General features: G+C 60.2%; 22 protein-coding genes and 3 pseudogenes. 17 read left to right on the top strand and 8 right to left on the bottom strand.

The features are described from left to right. Positions 1 to 21 precede the first annotated feature (21 nt). Positions 22 to 915 carry an NAD-dependent epimerase/dehydratase family protein gene (locus tag PSH78_RS22985; RefSeq protein ID WP_305496997.1) on the top strand — a complete coding sequence of 298 codons (894 nt, stop codon included), beginning with the start codon at positions 22 to 24 and terminating at the stop codon, positions 913 to 915. A gap of 153 nt (positions 916 to 1,068) precedes the next feature. Here the strand turns inward: PSH78_RS22985 and PSH78_RS22980 are convergent, their stop codons facing one another. Beyond that, positions 1,069 to 2,514, bottom strand: a complete 1,446-nt coding sequence (locus PSH78_RS22980; protein WP_305496996.1) for a SulP family inorganic anion transporter — start codon at positions 2,512 to 2,514, stop codon at positions 1,069 to 1,071. Between the two features lie 332 nt (positions 2,515 to 2,846). Between PSH78_RS22980 and PSH78_RS22975 the strand changes: the two are divergent. The 6 genes and pseudogenes from PSH78_RS22975 (at position 2,847) to PSH78_RS22950 (ending at position 7,784) form a co-directional block, all read left to right on the top strand. Beyond that, positions 2,847 to 4,197 (top strand): annotated as a pseudogene (locus PSH78_RS22975) (gluconate:H+ symporter). 24 nt (positions 4,198 to 4,221) lie between these two features. After that, positions 4,222 to 5,082 (top strand): MurR/RpiR family transcriptional regulator, encoded by an 861-nt coding sequence (locus PSH78_RS22970; protein ID WP_305496994.1) that lies wholly within the window; start codon positions 4,222 to 4,224, stop codon positions 5,080 to 5,082. 1 nt (position 5,083) lies between these two features. Beyond that, complete coding sequence (locus PSH78_RS22965; protein WP_305496993.1) at positions 5,084 to 6,559, top strand: amidohydrolase family protein; 1,476 nt, start codon at positions 5,084 to 5,086, stop codon at positions 6,557 to 6,559. A gap of 124 nt (positions 6,560 to 6,683) precedes the next feature. After that, positions 6,684 to 7,052, top strand: coding sequence for a glyoxalase superfamily protein (locus PSH78_RS22960; protein WP_305496992.1), 369 nt, complete (start codon positions 6,684 to 6,686; stop codon positions 7,050 to 7,052). Between the two features lie 70 nt (positions 7,053 to 7,122). Continuing rightward, entirely contained in the window at positions 7,123 to 7,368 is a 246-nt protein-coding gene (locus PSH78_RS22955) for a plasmid stabilization protein (RefSeq protein WP_305496991.1), read from the top strand. Beyond that, entirely contained in the window at positions 7,365 to 7,784 is a 420-nt protein-coding gene (locus PSH78_RS22950; RefSeq protein WP_305496990.1) for a type II toxin-antitoxin system VapC family toxin, read from the top strand. The genes PSH78_RS22955 and PSH78_RS22950 overlap by 4 nt, the downstream gene beginning before the upstream one ends. 54 nt (positions 7,785 to 7,838) lie before the next feature. On the opposite strand, the gene PSH78_RS26760 is transcribed toward PSH78_RS22950, so the two are convergent. The 6 genes and pseudogenes from PSH78_RS26760 to PSH78_RS22925 form a co-directional block, all read right to left on the bottom strand. Continuing rightward, positions 7,839 to 8,543, bottom strand: a complete 705-nt coding sequence (locus PSH78_RS26760) for a methyl-accepting chemotaxis protein (RefSeq protein WP_370871140.1) — start codon at positions 8,541 to 8,543, stop codon at positions 7,839 to 7,841. A gap of 201 nt (positions 8,544 to 8,744) precedes the next feature. Further along, a pseudogene (locus tag PSH78_RS26755) lies at positions 8,745 to 9,623 on the bottom strand (methyl-accepting chemotaxis protein); the annotation flags it as partial. A gap of 465 nt (positions 9,624 to 10,088) precedes the next feature. Then, positions 10,089 to 11,030 carry a LysR family transcriptional regulator gene (locus PSH78_RS22940; protein ID WP_305496986.1) on the bottom strand — a complete coding sequence of 314 codons (942 nt, stop codon included), beginning with the start codon at positions 11,028 to 11,030 and terminating at the stop codon, positions 10,089 to 10,091. Between the two features lie 69 nt (positions 11,031 to 11,099). Beyond that, entirely contained in the window at positions 11,100 to 12,629 is a 1,530-nt protein-coding gene (locus PSH78_RS22935; RefSeq protein ID WP_305496985.1) for a tripartite tricarboxylate transporter permease, read from the bottom strand. Next, entirely contained in the window at positions 12,626 to 13,159 is a 534-nt protein-coding gene (locus PSH78_RS22930) for a tripartite tricarboxylate transporter TctB family protein (protein WP_305496984.1), read from the bottom strand. Before PSH78_RS22930 ends, PSH78_RS22935 begins: the two co-directional genes overlap by 4 nt. Positions 13,160 to 13,211: 52 nt before the next feature. Beyond that, complete coding sequence (locus tag PSH78_RS22925) at positions 13,212 to 14,228, bottom strand: tripartite tricarboxylate transporter substrate binding protein (protein ID WP_305496982.1); 1,017 nt, start codon at positions 14,226 to 14,228, stop codon at positions 13,212 to 13,214. 419 nt (positions 14,229 to 14,647) lie between these two features. Between PSH78_RS22925 and PSH78_RS22920 the strand changes: the two genes are divergently transcribed. The 7 genes from PSH78_RS22920 (at position 14,648) to PSH78_RS22890 (ending at position 22,626) form a co-directional block, all read left to right on the top strand. After that, positions 14,648 to 15,652 carry a 4-hydroxythreonine-4-phosphate dehydrogenase PdxA gene (locus PSH78_RS22920; protein WP_305496981.1) on the top strand — a complete coding sequence of 335 codons (1,005 nt, stop codon included), beginning with the start codon at positions 14,648 to 14,650 and terminating at the stop codon, positions 15,650 to 15,652. Between the two features lie 319 nt (positions 15,653 to 15,971). Then, positions 15,972 to 17,147, top strand: a complete 1,176-nt coding sequence (locus PSH78_RS22915; RefSeq protein ID WP_305496980.1) for an L-rhamnonate dehydratase — start codon at positions 15,972 to 15,974, stop codon at positions 17,145 to 17,147. 259 nt (positions 17,148 to 17,406) lie between these two features. Next, positions 17,407 to 18,402, top strand: coding sequence for an AraD1 family protein (gene araD1 / locus PSH78_RS22910; RefSeq protein ID WP_305496979.1), 996 nt, complete (start codon positions 17,407 to 17,409; stop codon positions 18,400 to 18,402). A gap of 23 nt (positions 18,403 to 18,425) precedes the next feature. After that, the gene (locus PSH78_RS22905) at positions 18,426 to 20,006 is read left to right on the top strand and encodes an aldehyde dehydrogenase (NADP(+)) (RefSeq protein ID WP_305496978.1); all 1,581 of its coding nucleotides are present in this window, start codon (positions 18,426 to 18,428) and stop codon (positions 20,004 to 20,006) included. Positions 20,007 to 20,124: 118 nt separating this feature from the next. Continuing rightward, positions 20,125 to 20,796: a histidine phosphatase family protein gene (locus PSH78_RS22900; protein ID WP_305496976.1), complete on the top strand. Its 672-nt coding sequence runs from the start codon at positions 20,125 to 20,127 to the stop codon at positions 20,794 to 20,796. Positions 20,797 to 20,820: 24 nt separating this feature from the next. After that, entirely contained in the window at positions 20,821 to 21,666 is an 846-nt protein-coding gene (locus PSH78_RS22895) for a phosphatase PAP2 family protein (RefSeq protein WP_305496974.1), read from the top strand. Between the two features lie 555 nt (positions 21,667 to 22,221). Then, on the top strand, positions 22,222 to 22,626 hold the full coding sequence (locus PSH78_RS22890; RefSeq protein ID WP_305496972.1) for a hypothetical protein: 405 nt from the start codon (positions 22,222 to 22,224) through the stop codon (positions 22,624 to 22,626). 312 nt (positions 22,627 to 22,938) lie between these two features. Here the strand turns inward: PSH78_RS22890 and PSH78_RS22885 are convergent, their stop codons facing one another. Continuing rightward, entirely contained in the window at positions 22,939 to 23,211 is a 273-nt protein-coding gene (locus PSH78_RS22885; RefSeq protein WP_305496971.1) for a hypothetical protein, read from the bottom strand. Between the two features lie 643 nt (positions 23,212 to 23,854). Here PSH78_RS22885 and PSH78_RS22880 point away from each other — a divergent pair. From PSH78_RS22880 to PSH78_RS22870, 3 genes and pseudogenes are all read left to right on the top strand, one after another. Beyond that, positions 23,855 to 24,687, top strand: a pseudogene (locus tag PSH78_RS22880) (oxidoreductase). 24 nt (positions 24,688 to 24,711) lie between these two features. Then, positions 24,712 to 25,641, top strand: a complete 930-nt coding sequence (locus PSH78_RS22875) for an AraC family transcriptional regulator (RefSeq protein ID WP_305496970.1) — start codon at positions 24,712 to 24,714, stop codon at positions 25,639 to 25,641. Positions 25,642 to 25,886: 245 nt separating this feature from the next. Next, complete coding sequence (locus tag PSH78_RS22870; protein ID WP_305496969.1) at positions 25,887 to 26,774, top strand: hypothetical protein; 888 nt, start codon at positions 25,887 to 25,889, stop codon at positions 26,772 to 26,774.

Here is a 26,774-nt window from a genome sequence, read left to right as displayed (position 1 = left end):
GATCTCGCCAAGGAGTTACCCATGAATGTTTTTGTCACCGGCGCTGCCGGCTTTATCGGCGGTTCCATTGCCACCGGTCTCGTGCGGGCCGGCCATCAGGTCACTGGCCTGGTGCGCAACGCCGAACAAGCCGACGAGTTGAGCGCGCTGGGTATCACGCCGATTATCGGCACCCTCGAAGACAGCGCGCTGCTGATCAAACAGGCACGAGCCGCCGACGCGGTGATCAACGCCGCCAGTAGCGATCATCGTGGCGCGGCCGAAGCGTTGGTCGAGGCGCTCAAGGGCTCGAACAAGGTGTTGCTGCATACCAGCGGTTCGAGCATCGTCGGCGACGCATCGAGCGGTCGTGCCAGCGATGACATCTACTACGAAGACTCCCTGCCGCAACCTACCGCCGACAAGGCGCCCCGTGTCGCGATCGACAACCTGATTCTCGACGCGGCAAAGCACGGCGTGAACTCGGCGGTGATCTGCAACACGCTGATCTACGGCCACAGCCTGGGCGTCAAGCGTGACAGCGTGCAACTGCCGCGCCTGCTCAAGCAGGCACGAAAAAAAGGCGTGGTGCGGCATGTCGGACCGGGGCAGAACATCTGGTCCAACGTGCACATCGAGGACGTGGTCGAGTTGTACACCCTGGCCCTGACCCGCAACCAGCCAGGCACGTTCTACTTCGTCGAAAGCGGTGAAGCTTCGTTCATCGAGATGACCACCGCGATGGCTCAGGCGCTGAACCTTGGCGAACCGCAGGATTGGCCGCTGGCGGAGGCCGAAGCCGAGTGGGGTTATGAAATGGCCAATTACGGCCTGGGCTCCAACAGTCGCGTGCGCGGCAAGAATGCCCGTGAGCTGTTGGGGTGGACGCCGAAGCGCACGTCGGTGGTGGCTTGGATTCTTGATGAGATGGCGTGAGTTACATCAGAGCTGGTGAGATCCATAAGTAAAACCCAGGACCTGTGGGAGCGAGCCTGCTCGCGAATGCGGAAGACCAGGCAACATGTGCTTCGACTGACCGGCCGCCTTCGCGAGCAAGCTCGCTCCCACAGGGTTTTGTGTTGGCAATCTTTAGTCGTGATGCACACCCGCGCGCTTGAGCATCTGCTTGCAGCGCTCGGACAGATGAAACACCCGCAAATGCTTGCCCGCCTTGCTGTAGCGCTCGCGCAGGGTCATCAGCGCGGCGATGGCCGAGTAGTCGACGAAGCTCAAGTGGCGGCAGTCCAGGGTCACCAGGTCGGGGTCGTTGGCCGTGTCGAACTGGTTGAGGAACGGCGTGGTCGAGGCGAAGAACAACGTGCCGTGCAGCCGATAAAGCTTGCTGCCATCGGCTTCCAGGTGCGTGTCGGCGTACAACTCCCGGGCCTGTTGCCAGGCGAAGTTGAGCGCCGCGATGACAATCCCGCAGAGCACCGCGACGGCCAGGTCGGTAAACACGGTGATGACGGTGACCGCGATAATCACCAGCACATCATTGGCCGGCACCTTGTTGATCACCCGCAACGAGGCCCAGGCAAAGGTCTGCTGAGCGACCACGAACATCACGCCCACCAGCGCGGCCAACGGAATGCGCTCGATCAGTGGCGACAGGAACAGCACGAACAGCAACACCATCACCCCAGCCACCACCCCGGATAGCCGGCCGCGCCCGCCGGAGCTCAGGTTGATCACCGTCTGGCCGATCATGGCGCAACCGCCCATGCCGCCTAACAGGCCGGACGCCATGTTTGCCGCGCCCAATGCCACGCACTCACGGTCTGGATAACCACGACTCTCAGTGATTTCGTCGGTGAGGTTAAGGGTCAGCAGCGTTTCCAGCAGGCCGACCATCGCCATGACCACCGCATAGGGCGCGATAATCAGCAGGGTTTCCAGGTTCCAAGGGATATCTGGCAGGGTAAGGACCGGCAAGCCACCGGCGATGTGCGCCATGTCGCCCAGCGTCCGGGTCGGCAGGCCAAGCAAGTACACCGCCAGGCCAATACCGAGGATTGCCACCAGGGCCGGCGGTACGCTACGGGTCAGGCGCGGCAGTAGATAGACGATGGCCATGGTCAACGCCACGAGGCCGGCCATCAGGTACAGCGGGGCGCCGCTCAGCCAGGTTCCATCGCTCTTGAAATGCTCCAGTTGCGCCAACGCGATGACGATCGCCAGGCCATTGACGAAACCGAGCATCACCGGGTGCGGCACCATCCGCACCAGCTTGCCCAGCCGCAGCAGCCCGAACGCCATCATGATCAATCCGCCCAGCAGCACCGTGGCCAGCAGGTACTGCACGCCGTGTTGCACCACCAGCGCGACGATCACCACCGCCATCGACCCCGCCGCCCCCGAAACCATGCCCGGCCGCCCGCCGAGCAGGGCGGTCAAGGTGCAGATGATGAAGGCGCCATACAGGCCCATCAGCGGATTCAGATGCGCAACCAGGGCGAAGGCAATGCATTCCGGGAGCAAGGCGAACGAGGTGGTGAGGCCGGCGAGGGCGTCGGCGCGAAGACGAGCTGGTTTCATGGTTTACCTGATTGGGCGCCGGTGAAGGGTCGGCTGCCGGAGAAGTGGTGCGAAAAGCAGGGGGGAATGGTACGGAATCGAGAACCTTGGGGCCAGTGATTGGCTTCAGGGGCCTGCTGTGCAGGCCAGCGGGAGCAAGCTCCCTCGCCACGAGGGGCCTGTCAGGCGATGAAAATTCGGCTGTGGATTTTCATCGGCACCTTGTCGCGATGTCCCAGCGCGACATTTTTTGTCTGTGGGCGAAAATTACTTTCAGCGGGTTTGTAGATTTCTTCTCGAAATGATTTATGAGTTTCATAAACAACGACGTGACCCCATTCGAGGAGTAACGCATGGCCCCTGATTTCGGTTATTGGCTGTTGGTCTACGCGGCGATTGCGATCATTGCGCTGATTGTCCTGATCGCGCGCTACCGTCTCAACCCGTTCATCGTGATTACCCTGGTTTCCATCGGCCTGGCGCTGCTGGCCGGGATGCCACCGTCCGGCGTCGTGGGCGCCTACGAGGCGGGTGTGGGCAAAACCCTGGGGCACATTGCGCTGGTGGTGGCCTTGGGCACGATGCTCGGCAAGATGATGGCCGAGTCCGGCGGCGCGGAGCGGATGGCGCAGACGCTGATCGAGCGCTTCGGCGAGCGCAACGCTCACTGGGCGATGGTGTGCATTGCGTTCCTGGTGGGGTTTGCCATTGTTTTTCGAGGTCGGCTTTGTGCTGCTGGTGCCTATCGCATTCACGATTGCCCGGCGGGTCGGCGTGTCGATCCTGATGGTCGGCCTGCCGATGGTGGCCGGGTTGTCGGTGGTCCACGCCCTGGTCCCGCCGCACCCGGCGGCGATGCTGGCGGTGCAGGCATTCCAGGCTTCGGTGGGGCAGACCCTGCTGTATGCCATCCTGATCGGCATTCCAACCGCAATCATCGCCGGTCCCCTGTACGCCAGATTCATCGTGCCACGCATTCAGTTGCCGGCCGAGAACCCATTGGAGCGGCAATTTCTCGACCGCGAGCCACGTGCCAACCTACCGGGCTTCGGTATCACGTTAGGGACGATCCTGTTGCCGGTGGTCCTGATGCTGATCGGTGGCTGGGCCAACCTGATTTCCACACCGGGCAGCGGTTTCAACCAGTTCCTGTTGTTTATCGGCAACTCGGTGATCGCCTTGCTCCTGGCGACCATTCTCAGCTTCTGGACCCTCGGCCTGGCCCAAGGCTTCAACCGCGAATCAATCCTCAAGTTCACCAACGAGTGCCTGGCGCCGACGGCCAGCATCACCCTGTTGGTGGGCGCCGGCGGTGGTTTGAACCGGATTCTGGTGGACGCTGGCGTGACCCAGCAGATCGTGGGGCTGGCCCAGGAGTTCCAGTTGTCGCCGTTGGTCATGGGCTGGCTGTTCGCCGCGTTGATGCGCGTCGCCACCGGTTCGGCGACGGTGGCGATGACCACGGCCTCGGGCATTGTCGCGCCCGTGGCGATCGGCCTCGGTTATCCCCATCCTGAACTGTTGGTGCTGGCGACTGGCGCCGGGTCGGTGATCTTTTCCCACGTCAACGACGGCGGCTTCTGGTTGATCAAGGAATACTTCAATATGACCGTCACCCAAACCTTCAAGACCTGGACCGTGCTCGAAACGTTGATCTCCCTGGTCGCGTTCGGCTTGACCCTCGGGCTTGCGCGCGTGCTCTGATCGCGCTTCAACACAGGTGCCGCCATGGACATCCTTTACCAGATCCGCTCCCGTCAGGATTTCTTCAGTGCAGGCGAAGGAAGAATCGCGCGGCTGATGCTCGACGACGTAGGATTTGCCGCTTCCGCCAGCCTGGATGAACTGGCCCAACGCGCCGAAGTCAGCAGCGCCACGCTGTCGCGTTTTGCCCGGACTGTCGGTTGCCGCGATTTGCGCGATCTGCGCCTGCAACTGGCCCAGGCCAGTGGCGTCGGCAGCCGTTTCCTCGACCCCACGGGCGCGCCCGAGCAGTCGGCGTTTTATGGGCAGATCGTCGGCGATATCGAGTCAACGCTGCGCCAGCACCTGTCGGCATTCGAAGAGTCACGCTTCGCCGACGCGGTACGGATGATCGGCAAGGCGCGGATGATCCATGCGTTCGGGCTCGGCGGGTGGTCGGCGCTGTGCGGTGAAGAGTTGCAGGTTCGCCTGGTGCGTTTCGGCTACCCGATCGCCGCTTGCCGCGACCCGCTGATGATGCGCATCACGGCCACTTCGCTGAGCGATCAGCATCTGGTGATTGCCTGTTCACTGACCGGTATCACCCCGGAGCTCCTCGGCGCGGTCGAACTGGCGCGCAGCTACGGAGCACCGGTCCTGGCGATTACCCGTGCCGACTCGCCGCTGGCCCACCTGGCCGATGTGGTGCTGCCGCTGCAAGGCGCCGAAACCTCGTTCATTTTCAAACCCACGGCGGCGCGCTACGGCATGCTGTTGGCGATCGATGTGCTCGCCACCGAGTTGGCGCTGGCCCATCCGCAAGACAATCAAGAGCGCCTGCGGCGGGTCAAGCTCGCCCTGGACGATTACCGAGGCGGCGAGGACGACCTGCCGCTGGGAGACTGACATGCACTACGACACGCTCATTCGCAACGCGTTGATCATCGACGGCAGCGACAAGCCCGGCTACAGCGCCGACGTGGCGATCCGCGCCGGTCGTATCGAACACATCGGCGACGACCTGGGCGCCGCCCGGGCGACTGAAGAAGTCGACGCCGCCGGCCGGGTGCTGGCGCCAGGATTCATCGACGTGCATACCCACGACGACCCGGTAGTCATACGCCAACCGCAGATGCTGCCCAAACTCAGTCAGGGCGTCACTACGGTCATTGTCGGCAATTGCGGCATCAGCGCTGCGCCCGTCAGCCTGCGGGGCGATCCACCGGACCCGATGAACCTGCTCGGTACTGCCCAGGCGTTCGCCTACCCACGTTTCGCTGATTATCGTTCGGCGGTGGAGGCCGCCACGCCGGCGGTCAATGTCGCGGCACTGGTCGGGCACACGGCGTTGCGCAGCAACCACCTGGACGATCTGCTGCGCACCGCCAGCGCAGGAGAAATCGCCGCCATGCGTCAGCAACTGCGCGAAAGCCTGGAGGACGGTGCGCTGGGTTTATCCACTGGCCTGGCCTACGCCAACGCGTTCTGCGCGTCGACCGATGAAGTCATGCAACTGAGTGAAGAGTTGGCAGCGTTCGGCGCGGTCTACACCACCCATTTGCGCAGCGAATTCGAACCGGTGCTGGAAGCGATGGACGAGGCCTTCCAGATCGGCCGTCATGCCCGGAGCCCGGTAATCATTTCCCACCTCAAATGTGCGGGGGCAGGTAACTGGGGGCGTAGCCCACAGGTGCTCGCGGCGTTGGAAAGTGCCGCCAGAAGCCATCCCGTCGGTTGCGACTGTTATCCCTACGCGGCGAGCTCTTCGACGCTGGACCTCAAGCAAGTGACCGATGCCCATCGCATCACTATCACCTGGTCGGCGCCGCACCCGCACATGAGCGGACGGGACTTGATCGACATCGCCGCCGAATGGGGCATGCCACTGCTGGAAGCCGCGCGCTGCCTGCAGCCTGCCGGCGCGGTGTACTACGGCATGGACGAAAGCGACGTAAGACGCATCCTCGCGCACCCGTTGTCGATGGTCGGCTCCGACGGTTTGCCCGAGGACCCGTTTCCCCATCCTCGGTTGTGGGGCGCTTTCCCACGAGTGCTGGGACATTTCAGTCGAGACATCGGGCTGTTTCCGTTACACACCGCCGTGCACAAGATGAGCGGCCTTTCGGCTGCACGCTTTGGCTTGAAGGAACGGGGTGAAATCCGCGAAGGACATTGGGCCGACCTGGTGTTGTTCGATCCGCAAACCGTCCGCGACGTCGCCGATTTCAACCAACCGCAACGGGCTGCCGAGGGCATCGATGGCGTATGGGTCAACGGCGTCCCGAGTTATCGCGATGGCCAGGCAAACGGCCGCCGGGAAGGTCGATTCCTCGCGCGGGAAGGCAATCTGCACCAGGGGTTTCGGATTTTTAAAGGTGTGTAAGCGGCTGATATAACGTTAATTGGCGCCACAATAATGGCACTACGACACTAAAGAAGCCGGCTGATAGGCCGAAGCATTGGGGTCAACCCATCTAAACTGGGTCATTTCAGCCAGGGAGCAACCCATGAGCTTCGGTAAGACCACCCCGATCCTGCGGATTTTCGATGAAACCAAGGCCTTGGCGTTCTATGTCGATTTCCTGGGCTTTAGCGTCGACTGGCAACATCGCTTTGGTGACGACTACCCGCTGTACCTGCAAGTGTCGCGCGGTGATTGCGTACTGCACCTGTCCGAACACCACGGCGATTGCACACCGGGCTCGGCGCTGCGGATCGAGACCGATGAGCTGGAAGCGTTCCAGCAACAGTTGATGGCCAAGCAATACCGCTACGCCCACCCGCAAATCCAGGCCATGCCATGGGGCAGCCAGGACATGACCATCAGTGATCCGTTCGGGAATCGGCTGGTGTTTACCAATGCGATCAGTGTGTAACGGCGGCTGGACAACTTGATGAGTCTTCGACTAGCCTGCAATCAATGATTTCATTGATTGCAGGGGCGTTATGGCCAGTATTACGATTCGAAATCTTGATGATCAAATCAAAGAACAGCTGCGTATTGCCGCAGCTCATAACGGTCATTCCATGGAGGAAGAGGCTCGTCTTATTTTGGGACGCGCGCTAGCGACGGTAAGCCCTGCGGGAGGACTTGGGAGCCGTATTCGAAACAGGTTCAGTGCTTTGGGGGGCGTTGAGCTGGATCTACCGTCCCGTGACGAAAAAGCCAAGGCGGTGGATTTCTCTGAATGATATTGCTCGATACTAATGTTATCTCCGAATTCATGCGCGCTGAGCCGGACACGAAGGTTCTAACTTGGGTCGATTTGCAGCCCGCAATGGATCTGGTTATCTGCGCTGTCACGGTAGCGGAAATTCTTCATGGCATAGCTCGGCTGCCTTTCGGCAAGCGAAAGCAGAAGCTCGAATCCCATGCCATGGCCATCTTCGAAGAGGATTTTGCCGGCAGGATCCTGTCTTTTGATGCCCATGCGGCTGTTGAGTACGCAACTCTTGTCGCTTCATGCGAGGCCAAGGGTAAGGCGGTTGGCATGGCCGATGCGCAAATCGCAGCGATTTGCCGAGCTCACGGTGCTGCGGTTGCTACGCGCAATATAAGAGATTTCGAGTTTCCAGGAGTCGAGGTAATCAATCCGTGGTGCGCATGAGCCGCATCGCTACGTAAAGCGCCCGCTTTCTGTTGGAAGCGGGCGCTTTTGTAATCAAACCCTGAAATGACTGACCATCTGCTGCAACTGACTGCCCAGCCGCGCCAGTTCAACGCTGGACGCCGCGGTTTCTTCGCTGGCGGCGGCGGTCTGTTCGGACACGTCGCGCACGTTGATGATACTGCGGCTGATTTCCTCGGCCACGGCGCTTTGCTGCTCGGCGGCGGCGGCGATCTGCTGGTTCATCGACTGGATGTTCGACACCGTACGGGTGATGTTCTCCAGTGATACGCCGGCCTTGCGGGTCAGGGCCACGCTGCTGTCGGTGAGGTTGCGGCTGTTGTTCATCACGGCGGCCACTTGCTGGGTGCCGTTTTGCAGGCCGGCCACCAGGCCTTCGATTTCCTCGGTGGATTTCTGGGTGCGCTGGGCCAGGCCACGGACTTCGTCGGCGACGACCGCAAAGCCACGACCGGCTTCACCGGCGCGGGCGGCTTCGATGGCGGCGTTGAGCGCCAGCAGGTTGGTCTGTTCGGCCACGGCCTTGATCACGTCCATCACTGCGCCAATCTTGTCGCTTTCCTGTTGCAGCACGCTCATGGCGTCGGTGGAACGCACCACTTCACTGGCCAGGCGTTCGATCTGGGCAATGGCTTCGCTGACCACCTGGTCGCCGGCACGGGCTTCGCCGTCGGCGGCGGCCGCTGCCTGGGAGGCTTCTTCGGCGTTGCGGGCAACTTCCTGCACCGTGGCGGTCATTTCGTGCATGGCGGTTGCGACCTGGTCGGTCTCGACTTTCTGGCTGTTGACCCCGGCACTGGTCTGTTCGGTGACCGCCGACAATTCTTCGGCGGCGCTGGCGATCTGAGTCACGCCATCACGGATGCCGCTGATGAGATCGCGCAGGGTCACGCCCATGCGCGCGATGCCCTGTTGCAGTACGCCCAGTTCATCGCGACGGGTAACGATCACATCCTGCGACAGGTCGCCGCTGGCGATGCGTTCGACCACGGTCAGGGTTTCGCGCAGCGGACGGGTGATCTGGCGGGTGATGATGACGGCGGCAATGATGCCGACCAACAACGCCAGCAACGTGCTGACCAGTTGCAACGTCCGCGCCTGGGCGCTTTCGGCGTCGCGACGGTCGAGTTGGATCTGGTACAGCTGTTCGCTCAGGGAAACGATGGTCGCGCCCTGGTCGGTCATTTCCTTGCGCGCCTGCACCACGTCGGCCGTGGCCGATTTGAAGGCCTGCACGGCGCTGCGGTATTGCACCAGGGTGGTTTCCAGCTGACGCAGTTCGTCCTGATGGACGCTGGCAAAATATTCGTTCAGCGGCTTGAGCGAAGCAATCGCCGCGTCCAGTTGGGCGAAGGCCTTGCGTTCGGTATCGGCGTTGGGGTTGGCGGTGTAGCCGCGCACTTCATAACGAGCGAGCATGAACGCCTGCTTGGCTTCAGTGATGGCCTGGAACTGGGCGAAGCGTTCATCGTTGAGGGCCATTTGCTTCACGTCGGCGTCGATGGCCTCGATCAGCTTGTAGGCCGTTTCGGCGTTCGCCCCCATGACATCACGGGCGCTGTTGCCGGTGCGGTAAGCGCTGCGCATTTTGTTCAACGACACCTGATAGGCGCTGATGGTCGCGCTCTGCTCTCTGAGCAGCTTGACGTTTTCCGGGCTCTTGAAGCTGTTGAGCAGCGCGTTCTGTTGCGCGACGAAACCGTCGAGGGTGGTTTGCACATTCTGTGCAGCGGTTTCGTCACCGTTGGCCAGCATGTATTGCAGGCGAGTCACGCGCAGTTTGGTCAGGCCGGCGTTGAGCTGGGTGATGTCGCTCATCCAGTTGCTGCGGTCGATCAGGCCGCCCAGGCTGGTCCAGCTGGTCAGGGCCAGCAGGCAGGTCAGGACCAGCACCAGGCCGAAGCCCAGGCCCAATTTCATGTTGACGCTAATGTTGCCAAACCAGCTGTTCATCAAATTCCTCCAGGAACGTTGTGCTGCTTATCGTCGGTTGGCTGGAAGATTGTTGTTGTTAAGAGCCAGCAAAAACGTGTAACGGAGGTTTATCGGCGGAAACGGAGGGATCTGTAAGATTTTTTTCCACATCGGGAAAGGCAGGGGGCACAGCGGGCGACGCGGCCTGAAATCCAGGCAAAAAAAAAGCCCGCGGGAGAGCGGGCTAAAACCTTAGTTTCTTGAATGAGCGAGGCGATGTTAGCGAATCCCGCGAGGGCGTGGGGTGAAGAAAAGTTCATGCAGGGCTGGCCTCGTCGATTGGCTGATCGGCCGTCTGACGCGGGCCTGTCAGTTCAATAACGCATGCTCGGCACGTACCGAATTCATGAACGCCTGCATCGCCGATGACTGAATGCGATGGCGGCGGGTAATCAATCCGTACGGTGGCAACCGGGCTTCGAACTTGATCGGCAACACGGCGAGCAAGTCACGACCTGGATAATCCTCGACGACCGATATCGGGGTGACGCCGAGCATGTCGGTCTGCTGGACCAATGAGAGCAAGGTCATGATCGAGGTGGTTTCGACGATGCTGCTGGGGATATCGACCCGGGCGTTGTGAAACACCTGGTTGATGATTGCGCGCATCGGGCTCGGGTGTTGTTGCAACACCCAGGTCATGCTCTGCAGCTCGGCCCAGCCCAGTCGGGTCGCCTGCGCCAACGGATTCTGCGCTCCACAAATGACACACAGCGCCTCTTCCCCGAGGCTGTCGAAGAGCAACTCTTCGGCGCGGGCACCGGCGGGAATCCGGCCCAGGACAATGTCCAGTTGATCCTGCAACAGCGCTTGCACCAGCACGTCGCTGGTGTCGACCTGGATGCTCATGGACAACCGGGGATGGCTTTGTTTCAGGGTCGCGATGGTGCGCGTCAGCAGCCCCGAAGCCAGTGCCGGAATGGCGCCGACTGCCACCCGGCCGAGGTTGCCGGATTCGAGTGCCACCAGTTCTTCGCGCATGCCGCTGAGCTCGGCGAAGACCATGCGCGCGTAGTAAATGACGGTTTCCCCGAATGGGGTGGCGCGCATGCCACGGGGCAGGCGTTCGAACAACTCGACGCCGAGCAAGTCCTCGGCTTCGTGCAGCATTTTGGTGGCAGCCGGTTGGGTCATGCCGATGTGGTCGGCTGCGCGGCGCAGAGAACCTAATTCCTGCAATGCCAGCATCAGCCGCAGTTGGCGCAGACGCAGTCGACTATGGATGACATTGGCAACAGGAATTCGGGTCATGGGCGGTGCTCGCTGGAAGGTCCGTGGCAAGCCTGACAATAAATGCCAGGCGTTACCAGCAGTGCCGAGTCACAGCAATGATTTCGCCTCGGCGACGTGGGGTTTACGCAGGCCCACCAGCAGACCCAGCGCCTTGGAGATCAGCGGCCAGAACAGCATCAGCAGCGCGGCGGTGGTCAGGCTGCCCACCAATGGGTTGGACCAGAAAATACCCAGCTGTCCGTCAGAAAACAGCATCGACTGACGGAATGCGTCTTCGGCCTTGTCCCCCAGTACAGCCGCCAGCACCAGCGGCGCGATCGGGTAGCCGAGTTTCTTGAACAGGTAACCCAGCGCACCGAAGCCCAGCATCAGTACCACGTCGAAGAACGAGTTGTGCACCGAGTACGCACCGATGGCGCAGACCATGATGATGATCGGCGCGATGATCGAGAACGGAATCCGCAGGATCGACGCGAACAGCGGCACGGTGGCCAACACCACGATCAGGCTGACCACGTTGCCCAGGTACATGCTGGCGATCAGGCCCCAGACAAAATCGTGTTGCTCGACAAACAGCGTCGGCCCGGGGTGCAGGCCCCAGATCATCAAGCCACCGAGCATCACTGCCGCCGTGGCGGAACCCGGAATGCCCAACGTCAGCATCGGCAGCAGCGCGCTGGTGCCGGCAGCATGGTCGGCGGTTTCCGGGGCGATCACCCCTTCGATCTCGCCTTTGCCGAAGTTGTCGCGGCTTTTCGAGAAACGTCGCGCCAGGCTGTAGCTCATGAACGATGCCGCCGTCGGGCCGCCGGGGGTGATGCCCATCCAGCAACCGACCAGTGTGCTGCGCACGATCGTCCACCAGTAACGCGGCAATCTGGCCCAGGTGCGCAAGATCACCATCGGTGTAATGCGCGCGTGTTCGCCGCGAAACACCAAGCCTTCTTCCACAGTGCAGAGGATTTCGCCGATGCCGAACAGGCCGATCACCGCCACTTCAAAACTGATCCCGGTCATCAGGATCGGCTGGTCGAACGTCAGGCGCAGGTTGCCGGAAACCGTGTCCATGCCGACTGCCGCCATGGCGAAGCCGATCATCATCGCGACCACGGTTTTTAATGGCGGGTTCTTGCTCATGCCGATGAAGGTGCAGAACGCCAACAGGTACACCGCGAAGAACTCCGGCGAGCTGAAGGACATGGCGAACGCTGCGATTTTTGTCGACAGGAACGTCAGCAACAACACCCCGCACAACGCACCGATCAGCGCCGAGCTGAACGCGGCGGTCAACGCCTCGGCAGCCCGGCCTTCGCGGGCCATCGGGTAACCGTCGAAGGTAGTCGCCACCGATGACGGCTCGCCAGGAATGTTGAACAGGATCGAGGTAATCGAGCCGCCAAACAGCGCGCCCCAATACATGCACGACAGCAGGATGATCGCCGATACCGGCGACATGGTGAAGGTCAACGGCAACAACAGTGCCACGCCGTTGGGAGCGCCGAGACCGGGCAACACACCGACCAGGATGCCCAGCAGAACGCCGATCACCATCAGACCGATGTGGCCCGGGGTCAGGATCAGGTTCATGCCCTGCAACAGGGAATCGAACTCGCTCATTTGAAGGTTCTCCCGGCCAGGGCAATCCAGTCGCCTATTGGGCCGGCATCCAGCGGGACCTTGAACCACAGCGCGAAAATCAGGTAGCTGGCGAGCGCCGCACCGAGGGCAACCGCACCGATCATCCACTTGCCGTAAGGCTTGGCGCGGACCTTGTCGCGCCACATGAACCAGGCAATGAAGCCGGCCGACGCGAGGTAGATGCCGGTGAAGGGCATTGCACCGACGAACAGGGCAATGGGCACGAAAACCGACAGCACTTGCTTGAATGCACTGCGGGTGAGGAACGCAACACTCAGAGCCTGCCAGCGCACCACGGTCAAGACCCCGTTGGCGACGCTCGCCGCACTCAATATCAGGCCGATATAGAACGGGAAGTAACCCGGTTCAGGGCCGGCATCGCCCCAGCCGATGCCTTGTTCGACACTGCCGAACATCACCACGGCACCGAGCAGGGTAGTAAACAGCGTCAGGCCGAGCTCGACCCAACGGGTACCGACCAGCGCCGGTGAATCCGAAGAATGGGACATCAAACACCTCCAGTAGGTGACGACCGCCCTGGGGCGAGCGGCCCTGGCAACTTCAGTTTTTCAGCCAGCCGGCTTCCTTGAACACCGGGGTGACGCGGGCGACGTCCTTTTCGATGTAGGCGGTCAGGGGCTCGCCTTCGAGGAAAGTCGGCACCAGCGCGTTCTGTTTGACGTAGGCCTTGAACTCATCGGTCTGCGTGACTTTGCGCATCAGCTCGACATAAAAGGCCCGTTGTTCGGCACTGACATCGCCGGGCATGAACACCGTGCGCGGGAAGCGGTACTGATCGATGCCCAGGCCCTGTTCGTGGCAGGTTGGAACATCGGCCCAACTTTTGTTCCCGGCGACTTTCTCGGTGTAGCTCATGCGCTCCTTGCTGAATACGCAGAGCGGTTCGACTTGATCACCGCGCCATTGGCTGATGCTTTCACTGGGGTTGTTGACGTTGGCCGCGATGTGTTTGCCGGCCAGTTGGGTCGCGGCTTCACTGCCGCTCTTGAACGGGATGTACACCAGTTTGCTGTTGTTGGTCTGGTTGAGCAGCAGGGTGAGGGTCTGGTCGACGTCCTTGGACTGGCTGCCCCCCATGCGCAGCTTCGCCGGGTCGGTCTTGGCCGCTTCGTAGAAACCTTTCGCGTCTTTCCACGGCGCGCCCTTGTAGCTCCAGAGGATAAAGTCATCTTCGGCCACAGCGGCAATCGGGGTCAGTTCCTGCCATTGGTAGCCGAGCTTGGAAACCAGCGGCAACAGGTAAACGTTATTGGTGGCGATCACCAGTTTCTCTGCATCGCCCTTGTTCATCTTCATGTCGAGGAAGGCCTCGGCACCGTTGCCGCCGCCCTTGTTGAGGACAATGGTGTTGACGTCGAGCAGCTTATGGGTGGTGATGATCGACTGGATCAGGCGACCGAGCTGGTCGGTTCCGCCACCCGGGCCGCCGGCGACAACGATTTCGACATTCTTGTTCGGTTGCCAGGCGGCGTGAGCAAGGGCGGGAAGGACGCCGACGGCAGTCAGGGCGCCGCCTAGAAGAAGACGCGATGTGCGACGGACGAATGCATTTCGCATGATGGGCCTCGTTTTTGTCGTTGTTATGAGTGACTTGTCTGCGCGATGAAGCCGCAAGCCTGGCCTGAGTGTGGAAAGGTGCCGGCGCCGCGTCTAGTCAAAACAATACATACACCGATAGCCTGGGGTTATAGCTCGCGAAAAGGAGCGGTGGACATCGTCCAGAGTCGAGGGCTAGGGCCTTTTTTGAAACAAGCAGAAATAGAACGCGAAGGCTGAAAGCGCGCCGTGCCATAACCCGAAGCTATCACCTGATTTCAAGTTTTGATTAGACGGTTATCGCCAGGCCTCCGATAGTGCTCGGCAACGTCTCAGGCCGACGGCATTTCACAACAATAACAAACGGGGTACACGTCATGGCTCAGGACGCGAGCTTTGCGTCATGACCGGGCGTGGCATGGACCCTTGAGGAGTGAAGCATGAAAAAAACCACTATCGCCATGGTCCTGGGTGACCCGGCCGGCATTGGCCCGGAATTGATTGCACGCTTGCTCGCCGAGCCCGAGGTCCGCAGCAAGGCCAACATCATTCTGATTGCCGACGAAGCGGAAATGCTTCGCGGCATGCGCATCGCCGGCAGCGAGTTTCCTTATCGCCGGGTGGAGACCCTGGACGTGTTGGAGTTCGTCGATGACACGCCACTGTTCCATGACTTTCGCGGCGACACGGTCGGCGAGTTCCCCCGTAGCGAGGCCAGCGTGATTGGCGGTCGCTACAGCCTCGACACCCTGGAAAAGGCCCTGCGCCTGACCGAAGCCGGGGCCACCGACGCGATCCTGTTCGGGCCGCTGAACAAGACCTCGCTGCACATGGCGGGCATGGCCCACAGCGATGAACTGCACTGGTTTGCCGAGCTGCTGGATTTCCACGGACCGTTCTGCGAATTCAACGTGCTCGACAATCTTTGGACTTCACGCGTGACCTCCCATGTGGCCCTGTCCGCAGTGCCGGGTCTGCTCAGTGAGCAGCGGGTGGTGGAAGCGATTCAACTGATCGACACCGCCCTCAAGCGCAATGGCCTGGAGCAACCGCGAATCGGTGTTTGCGGCTTGAACCCGCACAACGGCGACAACGGTTCGTTCGGTCGCGAGGAGCTGGACATCATCGGTCCGGCCGTACGTTCGGCGCGGGCGCTGGGCATCGAGGCGCAAGGGCCGTATCCGGCAGACACGATCTTTCTCAAGGTCCAGGGCGATGCCAATGCCTTTGACGCTGTCGTGACCATGTATCACGACCAAGGCCAGATCGCGATCAAGTTGATGGGCTTCTCCCGTGGCGTGACGGTGCAGGGCGGCTTGCCGATTCCGATCACCACCCCGGCCCACGGCACCGCTTTTGATATCGCGGGGCAGGGCAAGGCCAACGTCGGCGCTACGCGTCAGGCCTTCGAAATCGCATGCCGGATGGGGCGCAACCGGCACTGATCCTGAAAGCAATACGGTCCGTTGTGGGAGCGAGCCTGCTCGCGATTACGGTAGTACAGACACATTTCCAGTGGCTGATACACCGCTTTCGCGAGCAGGCTCGCTCCCACATTTGTTTGTGTATGGCTGATAACCCGATCTGCCCTCTTACCCGGATGCGCTATCACCTCAGGTTATCGCCGGATACGCATAAGTGATTATCCGCAGTCCTCGGACGCTGGCTAAAGTCGGCCCATCGGATGCCGGAGCCCCTCCTGAAAAGGCTCTGCGCACACGACCGACAATGACAAGAAGCCGCAGCCCAAGGAACTGTATTTTCATGAAAATCAAAGCGATCCGTACCCGCGTTTTCGAGTGGAAGGGCAAAGTCGTCCCGCCCCAGGCGCACTTCTGCACCAACGCCAGCGACATCCTGTTCGAGCGCGGCGACGCGATGGGCTCCTTCCGTTTCCACGGCTGGCTGGTGGTGGAAGTCGAGACCGACAACGGCCTCGTCGGTATCGGCAACTGCGCCCTGGCGCCGCGTGTGGCCAAGGAAATCATCGACACCTATCTGGCACCGATCGCCATTGGCGAAGACCCTTTCGACAACGAATACATCTGGCAGAAAATGTACCGTCAGAGTCACGCCTGGGGCCGAAAAGGCATCGGCATGGCGGCGATCTCGGCGATCGACATCGCGATCTGGGACATCATGGGCAAGGCCGTCAACAAGCCGGTGTTCAAGTTGCTCGGCGGTCGCACCAAGGAAAAGATCTGGACTTACGCTTCCAAGCTCTACGCCAACGACAACCTCGATCTGTTTCTCGAAGAGGCCCAGGGCTATCTCAACCAGGGTTTCACCGCGCTGAAGATGCGCTTTGGCTACGGTCCGAAAGACGGTCCGGCGGGGATGCGCCGCAACATCGAACAAGTGCGCGCCCTGCGGGAGCTGGCCGGCCCTGACGTCGATATCATGCTCGAATGCTACATGGGCTGGACCCTGGAATACGCGAGGCGCATGTTGCCGAAGCTGGCCGAGTTCGAACCGCGCTGGCTGGAAGAACCGGTGATCGCCGACGACATCGAAGGCTACATCGAACTGAAGAAGATGGGGATCATGCCGATCTCCGGAGGCGAGCACGAGTTCACCTCCTACGGCTTCAAAGACCTGTTGGAACGCCGCGCCGTCGACGTCATCCAGTACGACACCAACCGCGTCGGCGGCATCACTGCCGCGCGCAAGATCAACGCCATGGCCGAAGCCTGGTCGGTGCCGGTCATTCCCCATGCCGGGCAGATGCACAACTACCACTTGACGATGTCCACCACCGCCTCGCCGATGGCGGAGTTTTTCCCGGTGTTCGACGTCGAGGTTGGCAACGAACTCTTCTACTACGTGTTCAAGGGCGAGCCGCAACCGGTCAACGGGTACATCCAGCTCGACGACAACACTCCGGGCCTGGGCCTGGAAATCTCCGACGAATACCTGAGCGACTTCAACATCATCGAGTGACCTGGACGCGCCGTACATGAGCGTAGTGCTGTTCACTCAAGAAAAGATGATGGACCTGTGGCGAGGGAGCTTGTCCCGCTGGGTCGCGAAGCGGCCCCAAACCTACCGAACGCGGAGCCTCAGGCACACCGCGCCCGCCGGTCTACGACTGCTTCGCAGTCGAGCGGGAGCAAGCTCCCTCGCCACGGATTGGTCGATTGCCTTGAGTGAACAGTGTTACCTACATGAGCGGCGCCTACCCTGATTTCTGGAGGCCACCATGCGCCTGATTCAATTTGAAAATACCGCCGGAGAGCGCCAGGTCGGCGTCGTCGATGGGGCACTTGTTCAAGTGCTCAAAGGAACCCGCAATACCCGTGAACTGGCGCTTGCAGCGATCCGCGGCAATCGCAGCCTGCATGAAGAAGTCGCTTCGCGCGGCACCGAGCCGGGCCCGGATTACGCAGCGCTGTTGCACCAAGGCAAAGTCCTGCCGCCGCTGGATCACGAAGACCCAGCCCACTGCCTGATCAGCGGCACCGGCCTGACACATCTGGGCAGCGCCTCGGCGCGGGACAAGATGCACCAGCATGACGGTGAGGTCGAGGCCGGCATGACCGACACCATGCGCATTTTCAAATGGGGGATCGAGGGCGGCAAGCCGGCGCCGGGGCAGGTCGGTGCGCAACCGGAATGGTTCTACAAGGGTGACGGCAGCATCGTCGTGCGCCCCGGCGCGGACTTCCCGGTGCCTCCGTTTGCCGAAGATGCCGGCGAAGAGCCGGAGCTGACGGGCCTCTATGTGATTGGCGACGATGGCCTGCCGTATCGCATCGGTTATGCCTTGGGTAACGAGTTCTCCGACCACGTCATGGAGCGGCGCAATTACCTGTACCTCGCCCACTCGAAACTGCGCAGTTGCTCCTACGGCCCGGAGCTGCGCGTCGGTGAGCTGCCCAGGCATCTGGTCGGCACCAGTCGCATCGAGCGCAATGGCGAAACCCTCTGGGAGAAGGCTTTTCTCAGCGGCGAGGACAACATGTGCCACAGCCTGGCCAACCTGGAATTTCACCACTTCAAGTACGCGCAGTTCTTGCGACCGGGTGATGTGCATGTGCATTACTTCGGCACCGCTACCCTGTCATTCGCCGACGGTGTGAAGACACAGCCGGGGGATCGCTTCCGGATCAGCCTCGATGAGTTCGGTGCGCCGCTGGTCAACGGTATCGGCGAAAGTGCCCAGCCGCTGCCCATCGGCCAGGTGCGTGCGCTCTAAGCCTTCAACAGGAAAATGCCCTCATGACATTGCCACAGGGATACAACTACATCGGCGGCCGTCGCAGCGCCAACGGCACCCTGCAACTGCAAAGCTTCGATGCGAGCACCGGCGAGCCCTTGCCCGGCACCTTCTTCCAGGCATCCGAAGCCGAAGTGGATGCCGCCGCCAAGGCTGCCGCTACGGCTTATCCGGATTACCGCAATCTGAGCGCGGAAAAACGCGCGTCGTTTCTCGATGCAATCGCCGAGGAAATCGACGCGCTGGGCGATGACTTCGTCGCCACCGTGTGCCGCGAAACCGCATTGCCTGCCGGGCGCATTCAAGGGGAGCGCGGTCGCACCAGCAGCCAGTTGCGTCTGTTTGCAAGCGTGCTGCGTCGTGGCGACTTCTACGGTGCGCGGATTGACCGCGCATTGCCCGATCGCCAGCCACTGCCACGTCCGGATCTGCGTCAATACCGCATCGCCCTGGGGCCGGTGGCGGTGTTTGGCGCGAGCAACTTTCCGCTGGCCTTTTCCACGGCTGGCGGCGACACCGCTTCGGCGCTGGCAGCGGGGTGCCCGGTGGTGTTCAAGGCCCACAGTGGCCATATGGCGACTGCCGAGTGGGTGGCGGACGCGGTCATCCGTGCCGCTGAACGAACTGAAATGCCGGCCGGCGTGTTCAACATGATTTATGGCGGGGGTGTCGGTGAATGGCTGGTCAAGCATCCGGCCATTCAGGCGGTGGGCTTCACCGGTTCGCTGAAGGGTGGCAACGCCTTGAGCCACATGGCCGCCACCCGGCCACAGCCGATTCCGGTGTTCGCCGAAATGTCGAGCATCAATCCGGTGTTCCTGCTGCCCGAAGCGTTGGCGGTACGCGGCGAGCAGATCGCGGTGCAGTTGGCCGGTTCGGTGACGTTGGGATGCGGTCAGTTCTGTACGAATCCGGGTTTGGTCATTGGCCTGCGCTCGCCGCAGCTCAGCCTGTTCCTGGAACGCTTCTGCGCGAGCATGAACCAGCAACCGCCACAAACCATGCTCAACCCGGGCACCTTGGCCAGTTACAGCCGCAGCCTCGGTGAGCTGCTCGAACATCCGGGCCTGACGCACCTGGCGGGCAAGCCGCAACAGGGCAACCAGGCACAGCCGCAGGTGTTCAAGGCCGATGTCAGCCTGTTGCTCAAGGGCGATGCATTGCTTCAGGAGGAAGTGTTCGGGCCGACCACCATCGTCATCGAAGTGGAGAATCGGACACAGTTGGCGGCGGCGCTGCACGGCCTGCGCGGACAATTGACGGCCACGTTGATCGGCGAGGCTGACGAATTACTGGAGTACCGTTGGCTGACAGAAGTACTGCAGGAAAAAGTCGGGCGGATCCTGCTCAACGGCTATCCGACCGGGGTGGAGGTGTGCGAGGCGATGGTGCACGGCGGACCGTATCCGGCGACATCCGATTCACGAGGAACGTCAGTGGGCACGTTGGCCATCGATCGCTTCCTGCGGCCGGTGTGTTTCCAGAATTACCCGGATGCGTTGTTGCCCCCCGCATTGCAGAACGGCAATCCGCTAGGGATTCGGCGGCTGGTGGATGGCGAGGTAACTGATCGAGCGCTGTGAGCGGCGCGATCGTTGAATCCGAAGTTTTTTTTCACATCGCTTTCACTGCCTGCCTACGTCGGCCTCTCTACTGTCGCGCCATCGAATCACTGGGTGGATGCCGTCGGGGCGGCTTGATGTGGAACTGAGACTGAGTCTTTTCGGCCTGACGCGCTCGATCGACAGGCGCCGTTTTGCCCGTTACCAAAACACCGTGGTCGTGCTTGCCTCAGCGCTGCTGGCTGTGCCATTGGTGCTGTGGCTACTCAGCCCGGCAGCGGTGCCGGACCTGGCCCACGGCAACGTCGCCGGCGCCCGGGCCCTGGCCAATGGCTGGGCCAAGGGCGAAATGATCGTGCTGGTGCGCCATGTCGAGCGCTGCGACCACTCCAAGGCTGCGTGCCTGGGTGACCGCGAAGGCATCACCGACCGCGCCCGTGCCGTTGCGGTGGGGCTCGGGGCCCGGTTCGAACAGCTGGGCCTGGACCACGTTGACCTTTACAACAGCCCACGGGTGCGCACCGCGCAGACGGCGGGGTACATGTTCAACAAGGTGAGTGCCGGTGATGATTGGCTGTTCAACTGCCGACATGATTTGCTGCGCAATGCCCTGGCCCACAAAGTGGCCGGTCGCAACCTGATCCTGGTCACCCACAGCGAATGCATGCAGGCGATGGAAACCGCGCTTCTGCGCCCGACCTCGACGTTCGGCTATGGCGCCTCGCTGTTCGTTTCCATCGCCGAGCCACAAGCGCCACGGTTGCTCGGTTTTATCGAAGCCCCTGACTGGCGCTCGGTGACATTCCAGTAATTCTTCCCACGACCAGGACCGCTCATGCTGACGTCTGCCCGCGCCCGTTTCTACGGGCTCAACCTCGGAATTCCCCTGGCCTGTGCCGCCGTGGTGTTCCTGCTGTTCGATCTGACCCGTATCGACATAACCATCAGCAATCTTTTCTATGACCCGTTGCATCAGGTCTTTCCGTTGGGGCATGTGCGGCTGTTCGAGCAAATCACTCACAAATGGGCCCGGGCCATTCCGAACTGGACGGGGGAGGCGGCCATAATCGGCGCCGTGCTGTCGTTTTTCTGGCCGCTGCTCACACCGGAAAAACGCCCTGGGCTACTTCGCGTATTGGACAGAACCCGACTGGCCAAACCGCTACGTTTTGCCTACAAACACCGTCGCGATTTCCTCTACGTTGTCTTCGCTTTTTCGCTCAGTACCGGGGTTATCCATTACCTCAAGGGCCATACCAGCGTGTACTGCCCGGTGGAAACCACGCAATACGCCGGCAAGATCGAGCACAAGGAATGGTTCCAGAATTTCGACCTGCTGAAAGTCGCCGGTGACGGCCGTTGCTGGCCGGGTGGTCATGCGTCCGGCGGCTTCACCCTGCTGGCGCTGTACTTCGTCGCCCGTCGTTATCGCTGGCGTCATTCCAAGGCGGTGATGTATGGGGCGTTGGCCTTGGGGTTCGTCTATGGCACGACGCGGGTCCTGCAGGGTTGGCACTACATGTCCCATACCTTCTGGGCCGGGATTTTTGTCTGGTTGAGCTGTTGGTTGATGGCGTTGCTGTTTTATGGACGAGGCGCCTTGGAGCAGCCGCTGTCGAATCGACAGCGCACGGTGCCGCCCGTCGTGCCGGCGTTGGGCAACGCGCCTTCCTCCACCTGAACGGCAGGCCTGAAAACTGCGGAAGCGCGGGTCAGCCAAGCCATTTGGACGCATCCTGTGAGATGCGTCTCTTTTTTACGCAGAAAGTTTTCCCTCTCCTGAACTGACGTGGTGCCGTTGGCGGTAAACCACAGGTGCAGACTGTTCCGAATCTTACTGAGCGTGGCACACTTACTAACGTTTTTCCGTCTGATCCAGCTATCGCACAGCGACCAATAAGAACTCTGGTTCAGGACGAGTCAGGGCGGTATTGGCTCCAAGGGCAAGCAGGCGGCAGAATTACTCCCTCAGGCTCATATGATTTTGTTACGTTGCCGGATGGGACTATTAAAGTTAGTAGGCCGAATATCAACGAAGGGTTTTCAACCCATCTTGGGCTTAGTGGTGGTAAAGACGTTAAATACGCGGGCTCTATTCGCTTCGGGAACAACCAAGGACCAGAGCGAGGCACTATAACGAAGTGGGATAACAGCTCAGGGCATTACAAGCCGCCTGCTTCGTTGAAAGATAACTCTGGGCTGCCCCAAAATTTGTTTAACCCTAAATAGGTTTGGTATGGACGCACGACAGGCGGAACTGTGTAAACAGCTTTCAAAAATGAGCTCCGATCAAGCTGCCGACTGGTTGATTGATACATATCCAATAGAATCTGATGAATGGGGGGAGGCAATTTTTCTTCTACCCCATCGATCATGGAAAAAAACTGAACAGCAGCGTTTGGCGAATCATTTCTTTAAAAAGCTGCCTTTTTCAGGTTATCGAGGATACGAGGCGTTCGCATCTATCATGTCTGTAGCTTCTATGGTCGGCTGTGTTAAGGAAGCTCTGCCGAAAGATGCTGCTAGGCGCGAATTGTTACTCTATTATCTAGTCCCCGTGTTACGTCGTTCTGCAAAAAATGACTCAGATAGGCGAATTATTGAGGACTTTGTTGGGGGCATAGAGGAGGAGGTGGGGTAGCGTAAACGGCACTTAGAGGATAGTTTAGGTATACCCCGGAGGCTCGGGTCCGTGCTTTCAACATATCCGCCAATGAAACTCAAAGGATAATGTGGATACCGCAGGAATTCGTCACCGGGTTTGGTGATGAAGGCGCTTCGGTCAGGTTGGTCAGTCCTCAGCAGATTCTCGCTTCCGGACGGAGTTAATCTGGGTCATGCGCCTGATTGTAGTGGACGTCTTTGCCGTAGCTACTAGATGAAACAGTCAGTAAGGCGTGCGCTGATAAAGCGTTGAATGACAGGGGCGACCCGAAAGGTCGCCCCTTTTTTATCATTCAGTTGCCTGCTCCCGCAATCGTCTGCCAATCACATCCATCACATCGCACCCGTCGCGCAGCGCTATTGTCAGCATTTTGCAGAAGTCGGACAGCACCAGCGTGTCGGAGCTGATCTCTGAACGGAACGCGATATTTTCCAGCAGTTGGGTCACGGTTCGGATGCGGTAGTCAGCGGTTTCGAAGAGAACATCAAGCGGGGCTTCGGTGTCGATCAGCAGGGTAGCGGGAACGCAGTCGACGCCGGTGATGGGCATGTATCGAGTCATGAGTTGTAACCTCGTTATTAAGTGAGAGCTACCAACTAATCGTCGCCAAACGAATGGTGGCAGCCGTACGCAGGTTGGCGAACCGGAACGAGGTACCGGCAGACCCGGAGATCTCCCGCGTACAACTGCCATTGTGGTGGCAGTATCGCTGATGCGGGGACGCCTGCAAACAAGCAGATCGCTCTCGCACCTCGTTGCCGGGTCGCCAAACCCGAGTCGCCATCGGGGCGACGAGGAACTATAGGCCGCCTAGCTCAAGCGCCACAAGACAGCGCTTTCCGTGCTTCATGTAGGAGCTTGGACTTTTAAACTGCTGACTATCCCTACATCGCTTTGCGGGTATAAACAGGGTCGAGCTATTGTCCATTCGGGCCATTGTCATGATCAACGATCGGACCGTGGCGAGGGAGCTTGCTCCCGCTCGGTTGCGCAGCGACCGAAAAATCGTAGGGCCGCTGCGCGCCCCAGCGGGAGCAAGCTCCCTCGCCACAAAATCGATGCGGCTTTATCCAGCCGTTGAAAAGTGATCGGCCCCGGTATATGACGCGCTGATAGGAATGGGCAATGCCCCAAGGCAAACCGGCATAGGTGGGACATTTCTCCATCGTTACCATGGCCTCTCGCTTATCCATTGGAGTTCGCCATGCATGGCAGAAAAACCCTATTCATCACCGCGTGAGCAGTGGCCTGGGCAACGCCCTGGCGCAGGAGGCACTTGCAGCGGGCCACCGTGTCATCGGCACAGTGCGCAATGAGGCGGCGTTGCAGGCCTTCGAGTCGCTGTCCACGGAGCGTGCCCATGGCGTCATCCTGGACGTCACCGAGTTCAATCGAATCGACGCCGTTGTGGCGGCGACGGAGGCTGCCCACGGCCCGGTCGACGTGTTGGTCAATAACGCCGGTTACGGCCACGAAGGCATCTTCGAAGAGTCGCCACTGGAGGAAATGCGTCGTCAATTCGACGTCAACGTGTTTGGCGCGGTGGCGGTGACCAAGGCCTTCGTGCCGTATTTTCGCCAGCGCCGTGCCGGTCATATCCTCAATATCACTTCCATGGGCGGCACGATTACCATGCCGGGCATCTCCTATTACTGCGCGAGCAAGTTTGCCCTCGAAGGTCTCTCCGATACGCTGAGCAAGGAGCTGCTACCGTTCAACATCTTCGTGACGGCCGTCGCGCCCGGCTCGTTTCGCACCGACTGGGCCGGCCGTTCGATGCAGCGCACGGCGCGGAGCATTGCCGACTACGACGCCAGTTTCGATCCGATACGTAAAGCGCGCGTGGAGAAAAGCGGCAAACAACTGGGCGATCCGCGGAAAGCGGCGCAGGCCATGCTGCAGATCATTGCCAGCCCGACGCCACCCGCGCATTTACTGTTGGGCAGTGATGCGCTGAAGCTGGTGCGGGAAAAGCTGAGTAGTGCCGCCAGTGAGATTGATCAATGGGAAGCGCTGACCCGTTCGACCGACAGTTGAACGGCCAGCAAAAAGGGGACTTCGATGACTCAGGCCGCTGCGCGCATGGTGCAGCTGATGGAACAGCTCGCACCGGTGGAAGGCTACAACCTCAGCGCGCTGGACGACGTCCGCTTCCTGCGTTCGAACCGCCCCCTGACGCGCACGCCGGTGCTGTATGAACCCGGCATCGTGATCCTCTGCCAGGGGCGCAAGCGCGGTTATCTCGGCGATGACGTCTATGTCTATGACGCCCAGCATTACCTGGTGGTGTCTGTCCCCGTTCCATTCACCATGGAGACCGACGCCAGCGCCTCGGAACCCATGTTGGCGGTCTACATGCGCCTCGACTTGCAACTGGCCAGCGAACTCATGTTGCAAGTGGACGAAACCCACGGCCCCAGCGACGCCCAGCCCAAAGGCATGTACGCCTCGCCCATGGATGAGCCGCTGCGCACCTCGACGCTGCGCTTCCTCGAGGCGATGAGCCGTCCGGGCGAGGCGCAAATACTGGGCCCGTCTCTGATGCGGGAAATCTACTATCGAATCCTGACCGGCGAACAGGGCGGCTCGATGCGCGCCGCCCTCAGTCGCCGGGGACATTTCGGCAAGATCACCCGGGCGATACGCAAGATCCACAGTTGCTATCACGAGCATCTGGACGTCGAAACCCTGGCGCAGGAAGCCGGCATGAGCGTCCCCAACTTTTACCTGCATTTTCGCAACGTGACGGGCGCATCACCCATGCAGTACCTGAAGTCGACCCGCCTGCACCAGGCGCGATTATTGATGCTGCGCAACACCATGAACGCCTCGACGGCGGCGTTCAGTGTCGGCTATGAGAGCGCCTCGCAATTCAGCCGCGAGTTCAAGCGGATGTTTGGTCGGACGCCGCAGGCCGAGGTGGAATGGATGAGGGCGACTTATGCGTTGCCGGAGGGGGCTGCGGCGTCGGGTTATGTTTCTTCGCATTAGGGGTAGGAGGACGTAACTGCGAGAAACACGCCCATTCATCATTCGCGAGTTGTGCGCATAGGCCGGAGTCCTATGAACCTTCGCATTGAGTCTTAAGCATTTTTATAACCTTATTTCTTAAAAGTATTGGTTTTAAGAATCTTCCCCGTGTACTAATCGCTTCGTACCCGGGCTGGATCCAAAATGATCAAGCCGTTCTCATGCCGGTCTGTCATAAACCTGGAACGCAATCAGGATGGTGGTTCATGGACGATCAAAAAATTCTGGATGAAGTAAAAGATTGGTTCATCAGTTGCTTGGGGTGCGCGGCGGGCAGGCGAGAGTTCAGTAAGAATCGTTATATGCTGGCTATTGCTCGAACCGCACAAGAGGCCAGGGATAGCGTTGAGGCTTATATCCGAGCGCTTGAGGCCAGAGAAGCAGTAGCCTGCCTGATCATCTGCCCGACCACCAGCGCAGAGCAAAACACGTACGGCGTGGCTCAAGAAGTTCGGCGTCTGTCTGCGCTATTCAGTCCGCTCAGTGAGTTCTCTGCCGAAGAGTTGGCTACGGGCCGCGCTCTAAATAAGAAACTCTATCTGACGTGCCCGGTCACCAACGTTAAAGTGTTGTTCGAAGACTTTGACGCAGTGGCGTTTTGTCCGCAATCAGATGATCTGGATGACGAGCTTTATGACCCTTTGATGTCAGCACCGATTCCGGCGGTCAACTTCAACTCCGATGTATATGCCTTTTCAATGTTCTGTCGGGACATGAGCTTGCAGAAATTCAAGCGCGAGGTGTACCAGTTGAACTCGGCAGAGCGCGCTCAGCTCTATGAATTAGTCTTACATGGCTGGCAGCGTATCGCTGAGAAGACGCTGGGCAATTACATCAATATGACTGACGTTGGAAAGTGCCCGGTCTACTTGCATGACAACAATCGATACTGGTTCGCCAATCATCAGGACCCGGCGTTTGCAGAGTCGGTGAAGACATTGTATCGACACGACATGCCGTTGATTTACGTGCCCAAGATATTTTGCGAATGGGAGCGGTATTTCGCAACCGGACGCCTACCGGATTTCAGCGAGACCGCCACCCCTGGCAGCCAGCACCTGGACGCAACCGAGTCCACTCTAGAGGCCATTTGA

The organism is Pseudomonas sp. FP198, assembly GCF_030687895.1.
Taxonomy (GTDB): Bacteria; Pseudomonadota; Gammaproteobacteria; order Pseudomonadales; family Pseudomonadaceae; genus Aquipseudomonas.
Note: the sequence above shows the minus strand (reverse complement) of the source record. Positions and strands in the feature narration are given on the sequence as shown.